The sequence below is a fragment of the Pseudomonas monteilii NBRC 103158 = DSM 14164 genome (assembly GCF_000730605.1).
In the GTDB taxonomy this organism is placed as follows: domain Bacteria; phylum Pseudomonadota; class Gammaproteobacteria; order Pseudomonadales; family Pseudomonadaceae; genus Aquipseudomonas; species Aquipseudomonas monteilii.
Genome location: NZ_BBIS01000033.1, coordinates 60,115 through 78,994, shown reverse-complemented (window position 1 = coordinate 78,994; position 18,880 = coordinate 60,115). Strand labels below are relative to the sequence as shown.

The 18,880-nt window shown below is 63.5% G+C and carries 19 protein-coding genes; 16 read left to right on the top strand and 3 right to left on the bottom strand.

The features are described from left to right. Positions 1-43 precede the first annotated feature (43 nt). From ccoN (PM2_RS17895) to PM2_RS17820, 16 genes are all read left to right on the top strand, one after another. The gene (gene ccoN, locus PM2_RS17895) at positions 44-1,468 is read left to right on the top strand and encodes a cytochrome-c oxidase, cbb3-type subunit I (RefSeq protein ID WP_016711694.1); all 1,425 of its coding nucleotides are present in this window, start codon (positions 44-46) and stop codon (positions 1,466-1,468) included. Positions 1,469-1,481: 13 nt separating this feature from the next. After that, entirely contained in the window at positions 1,482-2,090 is a 609-nt protein-coding gene (gene ccoO, locus PM2_RS17890; protein ID WP_028699381.1) for a cytochrome-c oxidase, cbb3-type subunit II, read from the top strand. A gap of 5 nt (positions 2,091-2,095) precedes the next feature. Continuing rightward, positions 2,096-2,290: a cbb3-type cytochrome oxidase subunit 3 gene (locus PM2_RS17885; RefSeq protein ID WP_016711696.1), complete on the top strand. Its 195-nt coding sequence runs from the start codon at positions 2,096-2,098 to the stop codon at positions 2,288-2,290. After that, positions 2,287-3,228 (top strand): cytochrome-c oxidase, cbb3-type subunit III, encoded by a 942-nt coding sequence (gene ccoP / locus PM2_RS17880; protein ID WP_028699380.1) that lies wholly within the window; start codon positions 2,287-2,289, stop codon positions 3,226-3,228. Before PM2_RS17885 ends, ccoP (PM2_RS17880) begins: the two co-directional genes overlap by 4 nt. Positions 3,229-3,595: 367 nt before the next feature. Further along, entirely contained in the window at positions 3,596-5,038 is a 1,443-nt protein-coding gene (ccoN, locus tag PM2_RS17875) for a cytochrome-c oxidase, cbb3-type subunit I (RefSeq protein ID WP_003254284.1), read from the top strand. After that, a complete protein-coding gene (gene ccoO, locus PM2_RS17870) occupies positions 5,038-5,646 on the top strand; it encodes a cytochrome-c oxidase, cbb3-type subunit II (RefSeq protein ID WP_016488340.1) in 609 nt (202 codons plus the stop codon). The genes ccoN (PM2_RS17875) and ccoO (PM2_RS17870) overlap by 1 nt, the downstream gene beginning before the upstream one ends. A 5-nt stretch (positions 5,647-5,651) precedes the next feature. Next, positions 5,652-5,843, top strand: coding sequence for a CcoQ/FixQ family Cbb3-type cytochrome c oxidase assembly chaperone (locus PM2_RS17865; RefSeq protein ID WP_003254287.1), 192 nt, complete (start codon positions 5,652-5,654; stop codon positions 5,841-5,843). Further along, positions 5,840-6,817, top strand: coding sequence for a cytochrome-c oxidase, cbb3-type subunit III (gene ccoP / locus PM2_RS17860; protein ID WP_016711702.1), 978 nt, complete (start codon positions 5,840-5,842; stop codon positions 6,815-6,817). Before PM2_RS17865 ends, ccoP (PM2_RS17860) begins: the two co-directional genes overlap by 4 nt. Before the next feature lie 258 nt (positions 6,818-7,075). After that, on the top strand, positions 7,076-8,491 hold the full coding sequence (ccoG, locus tag PM2_RS17855) for a cytochrome c oxidase accessory protein CcoG (protein WP_025754789.1): 1,416 nt from the start codon (positions 7,076-7,078) through the stop codon (positions 8,489-8,491). A 15-nt stretch (positions 8,492-8,506) separates the two neighbouring features. After that, entirely contained in the window at positions 8,507-9,034 is a 528-nt protein-coding gene (locus PM2_RS17850; RefSeq protein WP_016711704.1) for a FixH family protein, read from the top strand. 142 nt (positions 9,035-9,176) lie between these two features. Then, positions 9,177-11,651 (top strand): heavy metal translocating P-type ATPase, encoded by a 2,475-nt coding sequence (locus tag PM2_RS17845; RefSeq protein ID WP_028699379.1) that lies wholly within the window; start codon positions 9,177-9,179, stop codon positions 11,649-11,651. Next, on the top strand, positions 11,630-11,845 hold the full coding sequence (gene ccoS / locus PM2_RS17840) for a cbb3-type cytochrome oxidase assembly protein CcoS (RefSeq protein ID WP_016711706.1): 216 nt from the start codon (positions 11,630-11,632) through the stop codon (positions 11,843-11,845). Before PM2_RS17845 ends, ccoS begins: the two co-directional genes overlap by 22 nt. After that, positions 11,838-12,521, top strand: a complete 684-nt coding sequence (locus tag PM2_RS17835) for a sulfite exporter TauE/SafE family protein (RefSeq protein ID WP_016711707.1) — start codon at positions 11,838-11,840, stop codon at positions 12,519-12,521. The genes ccoS and PM2_RS17835 overlap by 8 nt, the downstream gene beginning before the upstream one ends. A gap of 104 nt (positions 12,522-12,625) precedes the next feature. Then, complete coding sequence (gene hemN, locus PM2_RS17830) at positions 12,626-14,008, top strand: oxygen-independent coproporphyrinogen III oxidase (protein ID WP_016711708.1); 1,383 nt, start codon at positions 12,626-12,628, stop codon at positions 14,006-14,008. Positions 14,009-14,194: 186 nt separating this feature from the next. Further along, complete coding sequence (gene fnrA, locus PM2_RS17825) at positions 14,195-14,929, top strand: Crp/Fnr family transcriptional regulator FnrA (protein ID WP_016711709.1); 735 nt, start codon at positions 14,195-14,197, stop codon at positions 14,927-14,929. 55 nt (positions 14,930-14,984) lie between these two features. Next, a complete protein-coding gene (locus PM2_RS17820) occupies positions 14,985-15,533 on the top strand; it encodes an adenine phosphoribosyltransferase (RefSeq protein ID WP_016711710.1) in 549 nt (182 codons plus the stop codon). Between the two features lie 42 nt (positions 15,534-15,575). Here the strand turns inward: PM2_RS17820 and recR are convergent, their stop codons facing one another. The 3 genes from recR to dnaX form a co-directional block, all read right to left on the bottom strand. Beyond that, on the bottom strand, positions 15,576-16,178 hold the full coding sequence (recR, locus tag PM2_RS17815) for a recombination mediator RecR (RefSeq protein ID WP_016711711.1): 603 nt from the start codon (positions 16,176-16,178) through the stop codon (positions 15,576-15,578). Between the two features lie 143 nt (positions 16,179-16,321). Beyond that, complete coding sequence (locus PM2_RS17810; protein WP_003254305.1) at positions 16,322-16,657, bottom strand: YbaB/EbfC family nucleoid-associated protein; 336 nt, start codon at positions 16,655-16,657, stop codon at positions 16,322-16,324. A 64-nt stretch (positions 16,658-16,721) separates the two neighbouring features. Further along, positions 16,722-18,803, bottom strand: a complete 2,082-nt coding sequence (gene dnaX / locus PM2_RS17805) for a DNA polymerase III subunit gamma/tau (protein WP_028699378.1) — start codon at positions 18,801-18,803, stop codon at positions 16,722-16,724. Positions 18,804-18,880: the final 77 nt, after the last annotated feature.

Here is an 18,880-nt window from a genome sequence, read left to right as displayed (position 1 = left end):
TCGCTGTAAAGCCTGCCAAATAACCGTGGATGGGAACCCATACATGAACACAACCAGCAGTACCGCCTATAACTACAAGGTGGTCCGCCAATTCGCCATCATGACGGTGGTGTGGGGAATCGTCGGGATGGGGCTCGGCGTCTTCATCGCCGCCCAGCTCGCCTGGCCTTCCCTCAACTTCGACCTCCCCTGGACCAGCTTCGGCCGCCTGCGCCCCCTGCATACCAATGCGGTGATCTTCGCGTTCGGCGGCTGCGCGCTGTTCGCCACCTCCTATTATTCGGTGCAACGCACCTGCCAGACCACCCTGTTCGCACCGGGCCTGGCCGCGTTCACCTTCTGGGGCTGGCAACTGGTGATCCTGCTGGCGGCCATCAGCCTGCCGCTGGGCTACACCAGCTCCAAGGAATACGCCGAACTGGAATGGCCGATCGACATCCTGATCACCATCGTCTGGGTGGCCTACGCCATCGTGTTCTTCGGCACGCTGATGAAGCGCAACACCAAGCACATCTACGTGGGTAACTGGTTCTTCGGGGCCTTCATCCTGACCGTGGCGTTGCTGCACATCGTCAACAACCTGGAACTGCCGGTCAGCCTGACCAAGTCGTATTCGGTGTACGCCGGCGCTACCGACGCCATGGTGCAGTGGTGGTACGGCCACAACGCGGTGGGCTTCTTCCTGACTGCGGGCTTCCTGGGGATGATGTACTACTACGTGCCCAAGCAGGCCGAACGCCCGGTGTATTCCTATCGCTTGTCGATCGTGCACTTCTGGGCGCTGATCACCCTGTACATCTGGGCCGGCCCGCACCACCTGCACTACACCGCCCTGCCCGACTGGGCGCAATCGCTGGGCATGGTGATGTCGCTGATCCTGCTGGCACCGAGCTGGGGCGGCATGATCAACGGCATGATGACCCTGTCGGGCGCTTGGCACAAACTGCGCAGCGACCCGATCCTGCGCTTTTTGGTGGTGTCGCTGGCGTTCTACGGCATGTCCACCTTCGAAGGCCCGATGATGGCCATCAAGACGGTCAACGCACTGTCCCACTACACCGACTGGACCATCGGCCACGTGCATGCCGGCGCCCTCGGCTGGGTGGCGATGATCTCGATCGGCGCGCTGTACCACACCATCCCGAAAGTGTTCGGCAAAGAGCGGATGTACAGCCTCGGCCTGATCAACGCGCACTTCTGGCTGGCCACCATCGGCACCGTGCTGTACATCGCCTCGATGTGGGTCAACGGCATTGCCCAGGGCCTGATGTGGCGCGCGGTCAACAGCGACGGCACGCTCACCTACTCGTTCGTGGAAACCCTGGTGGCCAGCCACCCAGGCTTTGTCGTGCGCTTCGTTGGCGGCGCGATCTTCCTCAGCGGCATGTTCCTGATGGCCTGGAACACCTGGCGCACCGTGCGTTCGCCATCGCTTGACGTCGCCCCTGCGAACGCCCAGTTGGCTTGAGGAGAAACGCCTGATGAAACATGAAGTCATCGAGAAAAACGTCGGCCTGATGGCCCTGCTGATGGTGTTCGCCGTCAGCATCGGCGGCCTGACCCAGATCGTCCCGCTGTTCTTCCAGGACGTCACCAACAAGCCCGTGGAAGGCATGAAACCCTACACCGCGCTGCAGCTGGAAGGCCGCGATATCTACATCCGTGAAGGCTGCGTGGGCTGCCACTCGCAGATGATCCGCCCGTTCCGCGCCGAAACCGAGCGCTACGGCCACTACTCGGTAGCCGGCGAAAGTGTATGGGACCACCCGTTCCTGTGGGGTTCCAAGCGTACCGGGCCGGACCTGGCCCGTGTCGGTGGCCGCTACTCGGACGACTGGCACCGCGCGCACCTGTACAACCCGCGCAACGTGGTACCGGAGTCGAAGATGCCGTCGTACCCGTGGCTGGTCGCCCAGCTGGTCGACAACAGCCACACCGACACCAAGATGCGCACCCTGCGCACCCTGGGCGTACCGTACTCCGACGCTGACATTGCCGGCGCCCGTGACGCGGTCAAGGGTAAGACCGAGATGGACGCGCTGGTCGCCTACCTGCAGGTGCTCGGCACCGCGATCAAGAACAAGAGGTGAGTGCGATGGAACTGGACATCGGCATGATCCGCGGCCTGGGCACCCTGGTGGTGATGATCGCCTTCATCGGCCTCTCGCTGTGGGTATTCAACCGTCGCCGCGACCGTGATTTCGCCGAAGCGCGCCTGCTGCCCTTCGTCGACGACCGCCTGCCCCCTGCCGGGCAGGAACCTGCTGCAAAAAGGAGTAACGGGCAATGACCACCTTCTGGAGTACGTACATCAGCGTACTGACCATCGGTAGCCTGATTGGCCTGACCTGGCTGCTGCTCGCCACCCGCAAGGGCGAGAGCAAGAACACCACTGACCAGACCATGGGCCACAGCTTCGACGGCATCGAGGAGTACGACAACCCGCTGCCCAAGTGGTGGTTCTGGCTGTTCGTCGGCACCCTGGTGTTCTCGGTCGGCTACCTGATCCTCTACCCGGGCCTGGGCAACTGGAAAGGCATCTTGCCGGGTTATGAAAACGGCTGGACTGGCGCCAACGAATGGCAGAAGGAGATGGACAAGGCCGATGCCCGATTTGGCCCGATCTTCGCCAAGTACGCCGCCATGCCCGTGGAAGAAGTCGCCAAGGACCCGCAAGCGCTGAAAATGGGCGGCCGCCTGTTTGCCTCCAACTGCTCGGTGTGCCATGGCTCGGACGCCAAGGGTGCCTTCGGCTTCCCCAACCTCACCGACAAGGACTGGCGCTGGGGCGGCGATGCAGAAACCATCAAGGCGTCGATCATGAACGGCCGCCATGGTGTGATGCCGGCCTGGGCCGAGGTGATCGGCGAGCAGGGTGTGGCCGATGTGGCCGCGTTTGTGCTGACCAGCATGGACGGCCGCAGCCTGCCGGAAGGCGCCAAGGCCGACCCGGCCAAGGGCAAGGAGATCTTCGCCGGCAACTGCGTGGCCTGCCACGGACCGGAAGGCAAAGGCACTCCCGCCATGGGCGCGCCAGACCTGACCCACCCGCAGGCGTTCATCTATGGGTCGAGCTTTGCCCAGCTGCAACAGACCATTCGCTATGGTCGCCAAGGGCAGATGCCGGCGCAGGCCGAGATCCAAGGGAATGACAAAGTGCATCTGCTGGCGGCTTATGTGTATAGCCTGTCGCAAGATGGCGCAGCTGAAACTGTGACTGCCAAGTAATACCTCGGGGCCGCGTTGCGGCCCCAGCTCTCCCCCGCCGTACTCCCTCCCTTGCACCCCCTCCGAACAGAACTAAGCTTGTTGCCTCAGTGGGCTTCGCTCCGAATGGACCGATGCAGACGCGGCGCATAGCCTGTCGCCGTCCCGGTAAAAAGCCTGACCGATCGATCAGAAAAAGATGAAAAACGGTACACATTACAAATATTTATTTGTGTACAATCGTCCGGACCCGATCGCTGCGGGACATCAGCGAACGGGCTCGGACACGGGTCGGCGTACCAAAGTTGCGTTGCGGTAACCCTGATGGTTATCGATACTGGCGCCGATTTTTCGACCAACAAGAACATCAAAACCGTGGAACCTTAGCATGAGCACAGCAATCAGTCCGACTGCTTATAACTATAAGGTCGTCCGCCAGTTCGCCATCATGACGGTGGTCTGGGGGATCCTTGGCATGGGCCTCGGCGTCTTCATCGCCTCGCAGCTGGTATGGCCGCAACTGAACCTGGACCTGCCCTGGACCAGCTTCGGCCGCCTGCGCCCGCTGCACACCAACCTGGTGATCTTCGCCTTCGGGGGCTGTGCGCTGTTCGGCACCAGCTACTACGTGGTGCAGCGCACCTGCCAGACCCGGCTGATCTCCGACAGCATGGCGGCCTTCACCTTCTGGGGTTGGCAGGCGGTGATCGTCGGCGCGCTGATCACCCTGCCGATGGGCTACACCACCACCAAGGAATACGCCGAGCTCGAGTGGCCGCTGGCGATCCTGCTGGCCATCGTCTGGGTGACCTACGGGTTGGTGTTCTTTGGCACCATCGTCAAGCGCAAGACCAAGCACATCTATGTCGGCAACTGGTTCTACGGCGCCTTCATCGTGGTGACCGCGATGCTGCACATCGTCAACCACATCTCGTTGCCGGTGAGCCTGTTCAAGTCGTACTCGGCCTACTCCGGTGCCACCGACGCGATGATCCAGTGGTGGTACGGCCACAACGCCGTGGGCTTCTTCCTCACCACCGGCTTCCTGGGGATGATGTACTACTTCGTGCCCAAGCAGGCCGAGCGACCGATCTACTCGTATCGCCTGTCGATCGTGCATTTCTGGGCGCTGATCACCCTGTACATCTGGGCCGGCCCTCACCACCTGCACTACACCGCCCTGCCTGACTGGGCACAGTCGCTGGGCATGGTGATGTCGATCATCCTGCTGGCGCCAAGCTGGGGCGGCATGATCAACGGCATGATGACCCTGTCGGGCGCCTGGCACAAACTGCGTACCGACCCGATTCTGCGCTTTTTGGTCGTTTCGCTGGCGTTCTACGGCATGTCCACCTTCGAAGGCCCGATGATGGCCATCAAGACCGTGAACTCGCTGTCGCACTACACCGACTGGACCATCGGCCACGTCCACGCCGGCGCCCTCGGCTGGGTAGCCATGATCTCGATCGGTGCCGTGTACCACATGATCCCGAAACTCTACGGCCGCGAGCAGATGCACAGCATCGGCCTGATCAACGCGCACTTCTGGCTCGCCACCATCGGTACCGTGCTGTATATCGCCTCGATGTGGGTCAACGGCATCACCCAAGGCCTGATGTGGCGCGCCATCAACGATGACGGCACCCTCACCTACTCCTTCGTCGAAGCCCTGCAGGCCAGCCACCCTGGCTATATCGTCCGTGCCCTGGGCGGTGCGTTCTTCGCCAGCGGCATGCTGCTGATGGCCTACAACGTGTTCCGTACCGTACGTGCCGCCAACCCGGCACAGGCTGAGGAAGCCGCCAAGATCGTCGTTGTGGGAGCGCACTGATGAAGCATGAAGCCGTCGAGAAGAACATAGGCCTGCTGGCCTTCTTCATGGTCATCGCCGTGAGCGTCGGTGGCCTGACCCAGATCGTCCCGCTGTTTTTCCAGGACGTCACCAACAAACCCGTTGAAGGCATGAAGCCGCGCACCGCGCTGGAAGTTGAAGGCCGCGATATCTACATCCGCGAAGGCTGCGTGGGCTGCCACTCGCAGATGATCCGCCCGTTCCGCGCCGAAACCGAGCGCTACGGCCACTACTCGGTAGCCGGCGAAAGCGTGTGGGACCACCCGTTCCTGTGGGGCTCCAAGCGCACCGGGCCGGACCTGGCCCGCGTGGGTGGCCGCTACTCCGATGACTGGCACCGTGCGCACCTGTACAACCCGCGCAACGTGGTACCGGAATCGAAGATGCCGTCCTACCCGTGGCTGGTCGAGAACAAGCTCGACGGCAAGGACACCGCGAAAAAACTGGAAGTGCTGCGCACACTCGGCACCCCGTACACCGACGCCGACATTGCCGGCGCGCGTGACGCGGTCAAGGGCAAGACCGAAATGGACGCCATCGTCGCGTACCTGCAAGGTCTTGGCACCATCATCAAAAGCAAACGGTGACGCTGATGGATATCGGGATGATTCGCGGCCTGGGCACCGTCGTGGTGATGGTGGCGTTCGTGGGCCTGGCGCTGTGGGTGTTCAACCCACGGCGTAAAAAGGACTTCGACGAAGCGACCCAACTGCCCTTCGCGGATGACCCCGAGGCCACCCGGCACGTCGAGCAAGCAAAAGCTTCTGGGAGCAAACAACAATGACAACCTTCTGGAGTCTGTACGTTACCGTCCTGACCCTGGGCACCATCTTCTCGTTGACCTGGCTGCTGCTGTCCACCCGCAAGGGCCAGCGCGAAGAGGTGACCGACGAAACCGTCGGGCATGCCTTCGATGGCATCGAGGAATATGACAACCCGCTGCCGAAATGGTGGTTCTGGCTGTTCGTCGGCACCATCATCTTCGCCCTTGGCTACCTGGTGCTGTACCCGGGCCTGGGCAACTGGAAAGGCGTGCTGCCGGGCTACTCGTACCTGGACAACGACAAGCAGACCGAGTTTTCCAACGGCCAGCCGGGCTGGACCGGCGTGCATGAGTGGGAAAAGGAAATGGCCAAGGCCGACGCCCGCTTCGGGCCGATCTTCGCCAAGTTCGCCGCCATGCCCATCGAGGACGTGGCCAAGGACCCGCAGGCGCTGAAAATGGGCGCGCGGCTGTTCGCCTCCAACTGCTCGGTGTGCCACGGCTCCGACGCCAAGGGTGCCTTCGGCTTCCCTAACCTCACCGACAACGACTGGCGCTGGGGCGGCGAGCCCGACACCATCAAGACCACCATCATGGGCGGCCGCCACGGCGTGATGCCGGCCTGGGCCGAGGTGATCGGTGATCAGGGCGTGGCCGACGTGGCAGCGTTCGTGGTCAGCAAGCTGGATGGCCGCACCCTGCCGGAAGGCGTCAAGGCCGATGCCGAGAACGGTCAGAAGATCTTCGCCGCCAACTGCGTGGCCTGCCACGGGCCGGAAGGCAAAGGCACACCGGCCATGGGTGCGCCGAACCTGACCCACCCGCAGGCGTTCATCTACGGGTCCAGCTTTGCCCAGCTGCAACAGACCATCCGTTATGGTCGCCAAGGGCAGATGCCGGCGCAGGAACAGTTGCAGGGTAATGACAAGGTGCACTTGCTGGCGGCTTATGTGTATAGCCTGTCGCACCAGGCTGAACCGGCCAAGGCCGAGTAAGGCAGGTCTGGCCTCTTCGCGGGCAAGCCCGCGAAGAGGCCGGTACAGCCAAGCATTTCTTGCAGGCTGATGACCTGGATCAATTGACACCCGCCATAACACGATTCACACCACAAACCCAACGCGACTAAAGGTCGCAGTGCGACCCCATACCGCCATCAGCGGCGTATCATGGGCCGTAGAGCGCTAGCAGATTGCGCGAGACTGCGGCCGGCACGCACTGGCCGCGGCTTTTCTCCACTGCCGTGGGACTTGATGATGAGCAAGCAAATTCCGGTACATGACGTCACCCCGCCTGCCAGCAAAGGGAAGGATTCCGTCGACCTCTACGCCTCCCGGGAAAAGATCTACACCCGCGCCTTCACCGGCCTGTTCCGCCGCCTGCGCATGGTCGGCGGTGCCGTGTTGTTCCTGCTGTACTTCGGCACCGTATGGCTGAACTGGGGTGGTCACCAGGCCGTGTGGTGGAACCTGCCCGAGCGCAAGTTCTACATTTTCGGCGCCACCATCTGGCCACAGGACTTCATCCTGCTGTCGGGCATCCTGATCGTCGCCGCCTTCGGCCTGTTCTTCATCACAGTGTTCGCCGGCCGGGTGTGGTGCGGCTACACCTGCCCGCAAAGCGTGTGGACATGGATTTTCATGTGGTGCGAAAAGGTCACCGAAGGCGACCGCAACCAGCGCATGAAGCTCGACAAAGCCCCCATGAGCGGCAACAAGTTCCTGCGCAAATTCGCCAAGCACAGCCTGTGGCTGCTGATCGGCTTCGTCACTGGCATGACCTTTGTGGGCTACTTCTCGCCCATCCGCGAACTGGTCATCGAGTTCTTCACCGGCCAAGCCGATGGCTGGGCCTACTTCTGGGTCGGGTTCTTCACCCTCGCCACCTACGGCAACGCCGGCTGGCTGCGCGAACAGGTGTGCGTTTACATGTGCCCCTACGCCCGCTTCCAGAGCGTGATGTTCGACAAGGACACGCTGATTGTTTCCTACGACCCGCGCCGCGGCGAAACCCGCGGCCCGCGTAAAAAGGATGCCGACTACAAGGCACAGGGGCTGGGTGACTGCATTGACTGCACCCTGTGCGTCCAGGTCTGCCCTACCGGCATCGACATCCGTGACGGCCTGCAGATCGAGTGCATCGGCTGCGCCGCGTGCATCGACGCCTGTGACAACATCATGGACAAGATGAACTACCCCAAAGGGCTCATCAGCTACACCACCGAACACAACCTGTCCGGGCAGAAGACCCACATGCTGCGCCCGCGCCTGATCGGCTATGCCGTGGTGCTGCTGGTGATGATCATCGGCCTGGCCACCGCCTTCGCCACCCGCTCGCTGGTCGGCTTCGACGTCAGCAAGGACCGCGTGCTGTACCGCGAGAACGCCCAGGGCAGGATCGAGAACGTGTACAGCCTGAAGGTGATGAACAAGGACCAGCGCGACCACGTCTACGTACTGGACGCCGCCGGCCTGCCAGACCTCAAGCTTGAGGGCCAGCGCGAGATCCGCGTGGCTGCCGGTGATATCGTCAGCCTGCCGGTGCAGCTGTCGGTCGCCCCCGAGAAGCTGCCCTCGACCACCAACGAAATCACCTTCATCCTCAAAAGCGCCGACGACAGTGACGCTCAGGTTGAAGCCAAGAGCCGTTTCATCGGCCCACAGATCCGCTAAGAGAGATAACGCACAATGCCTGTCGCCACCGCCGCCAGCCCCTGGTACAAGCACCTCTGGCCCTGGATCATCATCGGCATCCTCACCACCTCCGTGTGCCTGAGCCTGACCATGGTCAGTATCGCCGTGAACAACCCGGACAACCTGGTGAACGACAACTACTACGAGGCCGGCAAGGGCATCAACCGCTCGCTGGACCGCGAACTGCTGGCGCAGCAGCTGGGGCTGAAGGCCAGCGTGCACCTGGACGAGCTCACAGGCGAAGTGGACCTGCGCCTGACCGGCAACAGCGGCCCGCAGAGCCTGGAGCTGAACCTGATTTCGCCTACCCAGCCGGAGAAAGACCGCAGGGTGCTGCTGAGCCGGGTTGAAGCAGGGCGTTATATGGGGCAACTGGAGGACAAGGTGGACGGGCGGCGCTTTGTTGAGCTGCTGGGTAGCGAAGGTGGCCAGGTGTGGCGCTTGTTCGAAGAGGAAAAAGTAGAGCATGGTGTGACCTTGCAGCTGGGTGACGAAGCGCTGCAAGGTGCCGAACACCAATAGCCGCATCACCTTCATACCTGTGGGAGCGGGCTTGTCCCGCGAAGGGGCCAGACCTGCATATGATGTTGCCTGTACCGGCCCATTCGCGGGGCAAGCCCGCTCCCACAGGGTCCGCTCCTGTCAGCCAATGCGTGTTCGCCTTATGACCCAACCCACCCCCTGCTACCACTGCGCCCTGCCCGTCCCCGCTGGCAGCCGCTTCACCGCCGTGGTCCTTGGCCAGCCTCGGCAGTTCTGCTGCCCCGGTTGCCAGGCGGTGGCCGAGTCGATCGTCGCCGGTGGCCTGGAGCACTACTACCAGCACCGCAGCGACAACAGCGCCAACCCCGAAGCCTTGCCCAAACAGCTGCAAGACGAGCTGGCCCTGTACGACCGTAGCGACGTGCAGCAAAGCTTCGTGCGCCACCAGGGCGAGCTGGCCGAAACCACCCTGCTGGTCGAAGGCATCAGCTGCGCCGCCTGCGGCTGGCTGATCGAAAAGCACCTGCGCAACCTGCCCGGCGTCGCCGAAGCCCGCCTGAACCTGTCCAACCACCGCCTGCTGCTGAACTGGGACGACAAGCAACAGCCGCTCTCCCGCCTGCTGGCCGAGCTGCGCCAGATCGGCTACGCCGCCCACCCCTACCAACCCGACCAGGCGGCCGAACAGCTGGCCCGCGAGAACCGTAGCGCCCTGCGCCGCCTGGGCGTGGCCGGGTTGCTGTGGTTCCAGGCGATGATGGCAACCATGGCCACCTGGCCGGAATTCAACATCGACCTGTCGCCTGAACTGCACACCATCCTGCGCTGGGTGGCGCTGTTTCTCACCATCCCCATCGTGTTCTACAGCTGCGCGCCGTTCTTCAAAGGCGCAGCACGCGACCTGCGCACCCGCCACCTGACCATGGACGTTTCGGTGTCGCTGGCCATTGGCCTGGCCTTCGGCGCCGGCATCTGGACCGCCATCACCGGCAGTGGCGAGCTGTATTTCGACACCGTGGGTATGTTCGCCTTGTTCCTGCTCACCGGCCGCTACCTGGAGCGCCGCGCCCGCGAACGCACTGCCGCCGCCACCGCGCAACTGGTCAACCTGCTGCCAGCCTCATGCCTGCGCCTCGACGCCATCGGCCGCAGCGAACGCATCCTGCTCAGCGAACTGCAGTGTGGTGACACGGTGCAAGTACTGCCGGGCGCCGTGATCCCCGCCGACGGGCGCATTGTCGAAGGCCGCTCCAGTGTGGATGAATCGCTGCTGACCGGCGAATACCTGCCACAACCGCGCCGGGTGGGCGAACGGGTCACCGGTGGTACGCTGAACGTCGAAAGCACGCTGAACGTGGAGATTGAAGCATTGGGCCACGATTCGCGGCTGTCGGCCATCGTGCGCCTGCTGGAACGTGCGCAAACCGAAAAACCACGCCTGGCCGAAATCGCCGACCGGGCCTCGCAGTGGTTCCTGCTGTTCTCGTTGCTGGCCGCCGTGGCCATCGGCCTGTGGTGGTGGTATCTGGACCCTGCGCGGGCGTTCTGGATCGTGCTGGCGATGCTGGTAGCCACCTGCCCTTGCGCGCTGTCCCTGGCCACGCCAACGGCGCTGACCGCCGCCACCGGCACCCTGCACAAGCTCGGCCTGCTGGTCACCCGTGGCCATGTGCTGGAAGGCCTGAACCAGATCGACACGGTGATTTTCGACAAGACCGGCACACTGACCGAAGGCCGCCTAACCCTGCGCAGCATCCGCCCACTCGGCAGCCTGCCCGCCGACCGCTGCCTGGCCTTGGCAGCCGCGCTGGAAAACCGCTCCGAACACCCCATCGCCCGCGCCTTTGGCCGTACCGCCACACTCGCGGATGATGTGCAGACCGTTCCCGGCCTGGGCCTGGAAGGCCTGGTGGACGGCCAGCGCCTGCGCATTGGCCAGGCCACCTTCGTCTGTGCCCTGAGCGGCGCGCAGATCCCCGGCGTGCCGGAACCGCGTGGCCAGTGGTTGCTGCTGGGTGACCGCCAGGGGCCGCTGGCCTGGTTCGGCCTGGACGACCGCCTGCGCGACGATGCCCCAGCCCTGCTCGCCGCCTGCAAGGCCGGTGGCTGGCGTACGCTGCTGCTGTCGGGCGACAGCTCGCCGATGGTCGCCGAAGTGGCCGCGCAGCTGGGTATCGACCAGGCCATTGGCGGCCTGCGCCCGGACGACAAGCTGGACCGGCTGAAAGCGTTGCAGGCAGCCGGAAGCAAGGTGCTGATGCTGGGTGACGGGGTCAACGACGTGCCAGTGCTGGCCGCCGCCGATATCAGCATCGCCATGGGCAGTGCCACGGACCTTGCCAAGACCAGCGCCGATGCCGTGCTGCTGTCCAACCGCCTTCAGGCACTGGTGCAGGCCTTCGACCTGGCCCGCCGCACCCGCCGCAATATCCTCGAAAACCTGCTGTGGGCGTCGCTGTATAATGGCCTGATGTTGCCGTTTGCCGCGCTCGGCTGGATTACCCCGGTGTGGGCCGCCATCGGCATGTCGGTCAGCTCGCTGATCGTGGTGCTCAATGCCCTGCGTCTGACCCGCATGCCCCCGGCAGCGGCTTTGCCGAAAACCGAAGCATCCCTGCCCGGGAGGAAGTCGTCATGCCCGCCCTCTATGTCATGATCCCCGCCGCTTTGCTGCTGGTCGGCGTGGCCGTGTACATCTTCTTCTGGGCGGTGGACAGCGGCCAGTACGACGACCTCGAAGGCCCCGCCCACAGCATCCTCTTCGACGACCAGGACCCGCGCCACCAGGCGGCGGTAAAGCCTGAAGACGCGCAGGCCGACACCGACAAGGAACCACCACCCCGTGCCTGACCTGCTTCCCCTGCTGGGCTCGGCACTGGTTCTTGGCCTGCTTGGCGGCGGCCATTGCCTGGGTATGTGCGGCGGCCTGATGGGCGCGCTGACCCTGGCCATCCCGCCCGAACAGCGTGGCCGGCGCTTGCGCCTGCTGCTGGCGTACAACCTCGGGCGCATTACCAGCTATGCCTGTGCCGGCCTGTTGCTGGGCCTGGCCGGCTGGGCCGTGGCCAGCAGCCCGGCAGCACTGGCACTGCGGGTGCTGGCGGCACTGCTGCTGATTGCCATGGGCCTGTACCTGGCCGGCTGGTGGAGCGGGCTGACCCGCATCGAAGCGCTGGGCCGGGGCCTGTGGCGGCACATCCAGCCGGTCGCTTCGCGCTTGCTGCCGGTATCCAGCCTGCCCCGGGCATTACTGCTGGGCGCGCTGTGGGGGTGGCTGCCGTGCGGGTTGGTGTACAGCACCCTGTTGTGGGCGGCAAGCCAAGGCAACGCCGGGTATAGCGCGGCGTTGATGCTGGCGTTCGGGGTGGGGACCTGGCCAGTGCTGCTGGCTACCGGGTTGGCGGCGGAGCGGGTAAACGCTTTGTTGAGACGGCGCAGTGTGCGGATGGCTGGCGGGGTGTTGGTGATGCTGTTTGGGGTGTGGACCCTGCCCGGGCCGCACCAGCATTGGCTGATGGGGCATTGATGGCGCTGCTTTGACGCCCCAATGCCCTTGATACAAATCAACACAGTTTCCTACAGACGGCCATAGACTCCGGTGCACTGCTGCTCTTTCCGGGGACCGCCCTCATGCTCGACGACCTACGTTGGGATACCGACCTGATCCGCCGCTACGATCTGGCCGGACCACGCTACACCTCTTACCCGACCGCCGTGCAACTGCACAGCGAGGTGGGCTCGTTCGACCTGCTCCATGCCCTGCGCGAGAGCCGTCGAGCCGTGCGCCCGCTGTCGCTGTACGTGCATGTGCCGTTCTGCGCCAACATCTGCTACTACTGCGCTTGCAACAAGGTCATCACCAAGGACCGCGCCCGCGCTGCGCCCTATTTGCAGCGCCTGGAGCAGGAAATCCAGCTGATCGCCTGCCACCTGGCCCCTAAACAACGTGTTGAACAGCTGCATTTTGGCGGCGGCACGCCGACCTTTCTCAGCCATGTGGAACTGCGCCAGCTGATGGCCACCCTGCGCCAGCACTTCCACCTGCTGGACGACGATTCTGGCGACTACGGCATCGAAATCGACCCCCGCGAAGCCGACTGGTCGACCATGGGCCTGCTGCGCGAGCTGGGTTTCAACCGCGTCAGCCTGGGCGTGCAGGACCTTGATCCGGCCGTGCAGCGTGCGGTCAACCGCCTGCAAAGCCTTGAGCAAACCCGTACCTTGATCGAAGCTGCACGCACGTTGCAGTTCCGCTCGATCAACCTCGACCTGATCTACGGCCTGCCCAAGCAAACCCCGGAAGGCTTTGCCCGCACCGTCGAAGAGGTGATCCGCTTGCAGCCCGACCGGCTGTCGGTGTTCAACTACGCCCACCTGCCCGAGCGCTTCATGCCGCAGCGGCGTATCGACAACAACGACCTGCCCAGCGCGGCGGCCAAGCTGGAGATGCTGCACGCCACCATCGACCAACTGACCGCCGCCGGTTACCGCTACATCGGCATGGACCACTTCGCCCTGCCCGACGACGAGCTGGCCATTGCCCAGGAAGAAGGCACCCTGCAGCGCAACTTCCAGGGCTACACCACCCACGGGCATTGCGACCTGATTGGCCTGGGCGTGTCGGCCATCAGCCAGATCGGCGACCTGTACTGCCAGAACAGCAGCGACCTCAACACCTACCAGGACAGCCTGTCCAACGCACAGCTGGCCACCCAGCGCGGCCTGCTGTGCAACCACGACGACCGCGTGCGGCGTGCGGTGATCCAGCAACTGATTTGCCATTTCGAGCTGGATTTCGAGCCGATCGAGCAGGCCTTCACCCTTGATTTTCGCGGTTACTTCAATGACCTCTGGCCCGAGCTGCTGACCTTGCAGCGCGACGGCCTGATCAGCCTGGACGACAAAGGCATCCGCATCTTGCCGGCGGGCCGCTTGCTGGCACGCTCGGTGTGCATGGTGTTCGACGCCTACCTGGCCATGCAAAACCGCCAGCGCTTCTCGCGGGTGATCTGAAAACCGAGGCGTTCAACCGCATGGACAAGTTTCCTTGCCGGGCACACTATGGGCGCACAAAGACTCCCGGCAGGGCACCTGCCGGGGTTTCGCCAGTGCGCACCAAAAACGCGCACACTGGCCTACACCCTGTGTCGTAGGTTACCCTTACGACTTATGTGTGCTTTCCCACAAGGATCGATTCAAATGTCCGAGCCAGTCAAACTGCGCCCACACAACCAGGCCCACTGCAAGGACTGCAGCCTGGCCCCCCTGTGCCTGCCTCTTTCGCTGAACCTGGAAGACATGGATGCACTGGATGAAATCGTCAAACGCGGCCGTCCGCTGAAAAAAGGCGAGTTTCTGTTCCGCCAGGGTGACAATTTCGGCTCGGTCTACGCGGTACGTTCCGGCGCCCTGAAAACTTTCAGCCTCAGCGACAGCGGCGAAGAGCAGATTACCGGCTTCCACCTGCCCAGCGAGCTGGTCGGGCTGTCGGGCATGGACACCGAGGCCTACCCGGTATCGGCGCAGGCTCAGGAAACCACTTCCGTGTGCGAGATTCCCTTCGAGCGCCTCGACGAGCTGTCGGTACAGCTGCCGCAGCTACGCCGCCAGCTGATGCGGGTCATGAGCCGGGAAATCCGTGACGACCAGCAAATGATGCTGCTGCTGTCGAAAAAAACCGCTGACGAGCGCATTGCCACCTTCCTGGTCAACCTGTCGGCGCGCTTCCGCGCCCGCGGCTATTCGGCCAACCAGTTCCGCCTGAGCATGTCGCGCAACGAAATCGGTAATTATCTGGGACTGGCGGTGGAAACCGTTTCGCGGGTGTTCACCCGGTTCCAGCAGAATGGCCTGATCCGCGCCGAAGGCAAGGAAGTGCACATTCTCGACCCAATCCAGCTGTGTGCGCTGGCCGGCGGTGCAATCGAGGCCTGAGGTCAGCGTTTAGCGGGTATACTTGGGCATTCGTTTTCCCAGGATACCCGCAACAATGCACAGCGACACCTTCGACCTCAAAGCCCTCATCCGCCCGGTAGTGGATTTCCCCAAGCCAGGCGTGATCTTCCGCGACATTACCCCGCTGTTCCAGTCGCCGCGCGGGCTGCGCTATGTGGCCGACCAGTTCATCGAGCGCTATGTCGAGGCCGAGTTCAGCCACATTGGTGCCATGGATGCGCGGGGCTTTCTGATTGGTTCGATCATCGCCCACCAGCTGAACAAGCCGCTGATCCTGTTCCGCAAGCAAGGCAAACTGCCGGCTGACGTGCTGAGCGAGGGCTACCAGACCGAGTACGGCGAGGCCTTCCTGGAAGTGCACGCCGACAGCCTGTGCGAAGGTGATTCGGTGCTGATCTTCGATGACTTGATCGCCACGGGCGGTACCTTGCTGGCGGCGGCCAACCTGGTACGTCGTACCGGGGCGCAGGTGTTCGAGGCGGCGGCAATCATTGACCTGCCAGAGCTGGACGGGTCACGCCGGCTGCAGGCGGCGGGTGTGCCTACCTTCTGCCTGACCGAGTTTTCCCTCAGCGAATACTGAGTCGGTTTTTGGGGCTGCTTCGCAGCCCCCTGCATTTCCAAATCAGAGCGAAATCGGCCGCCGCCCTGCGAATGCATGGGCCAAGGTCCCGCCATCCACCAGCTCCAGCTCTCCGCCCAGCGGCACCCCATGGGCAATCCGCGAAGCCACCAACCCCTTCTCGCTCAACAACTGCGCAATGTAATGCGCTGTCGCCTCCCCCTCCACAGTCGGGTTGGTCGCCAGGATCACCTCGGTAAAGGTGCCCTGCTCCTCGATACGCGCCATCAGTTGCGGAATGCCAATCGCCTCCGGCCCCAGGCCATCCAGCGGCGACAGGTGGCCCTTGAGCACGAAGTAACGACCACGGTAGCCGGTCTGCTCCACTGCATACACATCGGTCGGCCCCTCGACCACGCACAGCTGGGTGTCATCACGGCGTATGTCGGCGCATTGCGGGCACAGCTCCTGCTCGGTCAGGGTACGGCACTGACGGCAATGGCCTACACCTTCCATGGCCTGGGTCAACGCTTGAGCCAGGCGCAGCCCGCCACTGCGGTCGCGCTCGAGCAGTTGCAGGGCCATGCGCTGGGCGGTTTTCTGGCCGACACCGGGCAGAATACGCAGGCCGTCGATCAGTTGGCGGATGAGGGGGCTGAAGCTCATGAGAAAGGCCTGACAATTCAATAAGAGGCGGTTTATACCCAGCGAGGGCAGTGGCGTCAAATCAGTAGACCGCGCCGTGGGTGAAATCTTTGCAAAAAAAACCGCCGCTGGATTCAGCGGCGGTTTTCGGTATGGCAATGCCCTTAGAACGGCATCTTGAAGCCCGGCGGCAGTTGCATGCCAGCCGTCATGCCGCCCATCTTTTCCTGGCTGCTCTGCTCAACCTTGCGCACCGCATCGTTCAGCGCGGCGGCGATCAGATCTTCCAGCACTTCCTTGTCGTCCTCGTCGGTCGACATCAGGCTCTGGTCGATGCTGACACGCTTGACGTCGTGACGACCGGTCATCACCACGCTCACCAGACCACCGCCGGACTGGCCGGTGACTTCAGCGTTGGCCAGCTCTTCCTGCATCTTCTGCATCTTTTCCTGCATCTGCTGGGCCTGCTTCATCAGGCCGGCCATGCCACCTTTCATCATGGGGGTATACCTCGATTGGGTCATGTGATGCGGCCCGGCGCAGGGCCGGCCGCATGGTTATCCGTTACTGGCCCTGATTGGCCAGGGCCTCTACAGGCTCAATAGTATCCTGCCGCACCTTGGCACCGAACAACTTGATCATCTGCTGGATCAACGGATCCTGCTCGATCGAGGTGACCGCGTCCTGCTGGCGCTCGGCGCGCTTGCGCGCGGCGGCCTGAGCCGGGGTTTCCTGCTCGGGCAGGATCAACTCGATGCGCAGGTTCAGCGTGCGCCCCAGGTGCTGGTTGAGCGCTTCGTTCAGGCGCCGCTGCTGGGTGGCGTTGAACAACGCACCTTGGCCAGGGTCCAGGTGCAACAGCCAATCGTCGCCATCGGCAGCAATCAGCGTACAGTTTGCCGCGATGTTGCCTGTCATCCCGGACACAGGCAACTGCGGGAATAATTCCAGCCATTGCAGGGCAAGGCCAGTGGCCGGTTTGGCCGCAGGCAGCGGTTCGGCCAATGGCTTGGGTGTCTCTTCCTGGATGTGCTCAGCCAGCTCGTCCAGGTAGCTGAAGCCGACCGGGTCGCTTTCGCCACCGTAATAATCTTCGTCCAGCGGCGGCTCATCGTCGCGGTCCATGCCTACTGAAGCGTAGGCGGACGGATCGAAAGGCGGCTCAAGGTCATGGGCCGGCGCGGCCTGTTGGGGCGCCACCAGGGTAACAGGTGCTGCAGCAGGCTCAGCCACGACCGGCGCGACGGCCGTTGCTGGCGCCTCCCACGGCAGGTCGAGCACCTCCTCTGCCTCAGCTTCGGTTTGAGGCTCAGGTTCGGGCTCGGGCTCTGCGACCGGAACAGGTTCGGCTACCACAACGGGCTCGACCACAGGCTGGGGCGCAGGCTCGACCGTCGCAGGTTCCTGGGCCTGCGGCGCCACAGCCGGCACAACAGGGTCTGCCGCAACCGTGACAGGCGGCGCCACGGCTACCGCTGGCGCTGCCACCGGCGTTGCAGGATCAGCTGTGGCCTGGCTGATCCCCGCTGGCTTTAGCACCGGTTTCGGCGCTTCATCGGTATCGGCCGGGCGGAACGCCAGCATGCGTAGCAGCACCATTTCGAAGCCGCCACGCGGGTCCGGGGCCAACGGCAGGTCTCGGCGGCCAATCAGGCCCATCTGGTAATAGAACTGCACGTCTTCGGCCGGCAGCGCCGAGGCCAGCGCCAGTACCCGCTCGCGATCGCCCTGGCCGTTGTCCACGGCTTCGGGCAGCGCCTGGGCAATGGCCACGCGGTGCAGCACATTGAGCATCTCGGCCAACACGCCAGCCCAGTCCGGCCCTTGCTCGGCCAGGTTGCGCACGGCCTCCAGCAACGCCCGGGCATCGCCTTCCAGCAAGGCCTGCAGCACGCCATAGACCTGACCATGATCCAGGCTGCCAAGCATCGCCCGCACATCAGCGGCCAGCACTTTGCCTTCGCCAAAGGCGATGGCCTGGTCGGTCAGGCTCATGGCGTCACGCATCGAACCATCGGCCGCGCGGCCCAGCAGCCACAGGGCATCCGGTTCGAACGGCACGTTTTCGGCAGCCAGTACGTGGCTGAGGTGCTCCACTACCCGCTCCGGGCTCATGTTTTTCAGCGAGAACTGCAGGCAGCGCGACAGGATGGTGGCCGGCAGTTTCTGCGGGTCGGTGGTGGCGAGGATGAACTTGACGTAGGGCGGCGGCTCTTCCAGCGTCTTGAGCAAGGCGTTGAACGAGTGCGTCGAGAGCATGTGCACTTCGTCGATCAGGTAGACCTTGAAGCGCCCACGGCTCGGGGCGTACTGCACGTTGTCGAGCAGTTCGCGGGTGTCCTCGACCTTGGTACGGCTGGCGGCGTCGATTTCGATCAGGTCGACGAAACGGCCTTCGTCGATCTCCCGGCACACCGAACAGGTGCCGCACGGCGTGGAGGTGATGCCGGTTTCGCAGTTAAGGCACTTGGCGATGATACGGGCGATGGTCGTCTTGCCCACGCCGCGGGTACCGGTGAACAGGTAGGCGTGGTGCAGGCGCTGGTTGTCCAAGGCATTGATCAAGGCCTTGAGCACATGGGCCTGGCCGACCATTTCGCGGAACGAGCGCGGACGCCATTTACGTGCAAGAACCTGATAACTCATCGAAAAACCATCGTAGCCTGATAGAGCGGAAGAGCGCTAATGCTAGCGGAGCGGGGGCAAAATTGCACCCTGCGCGA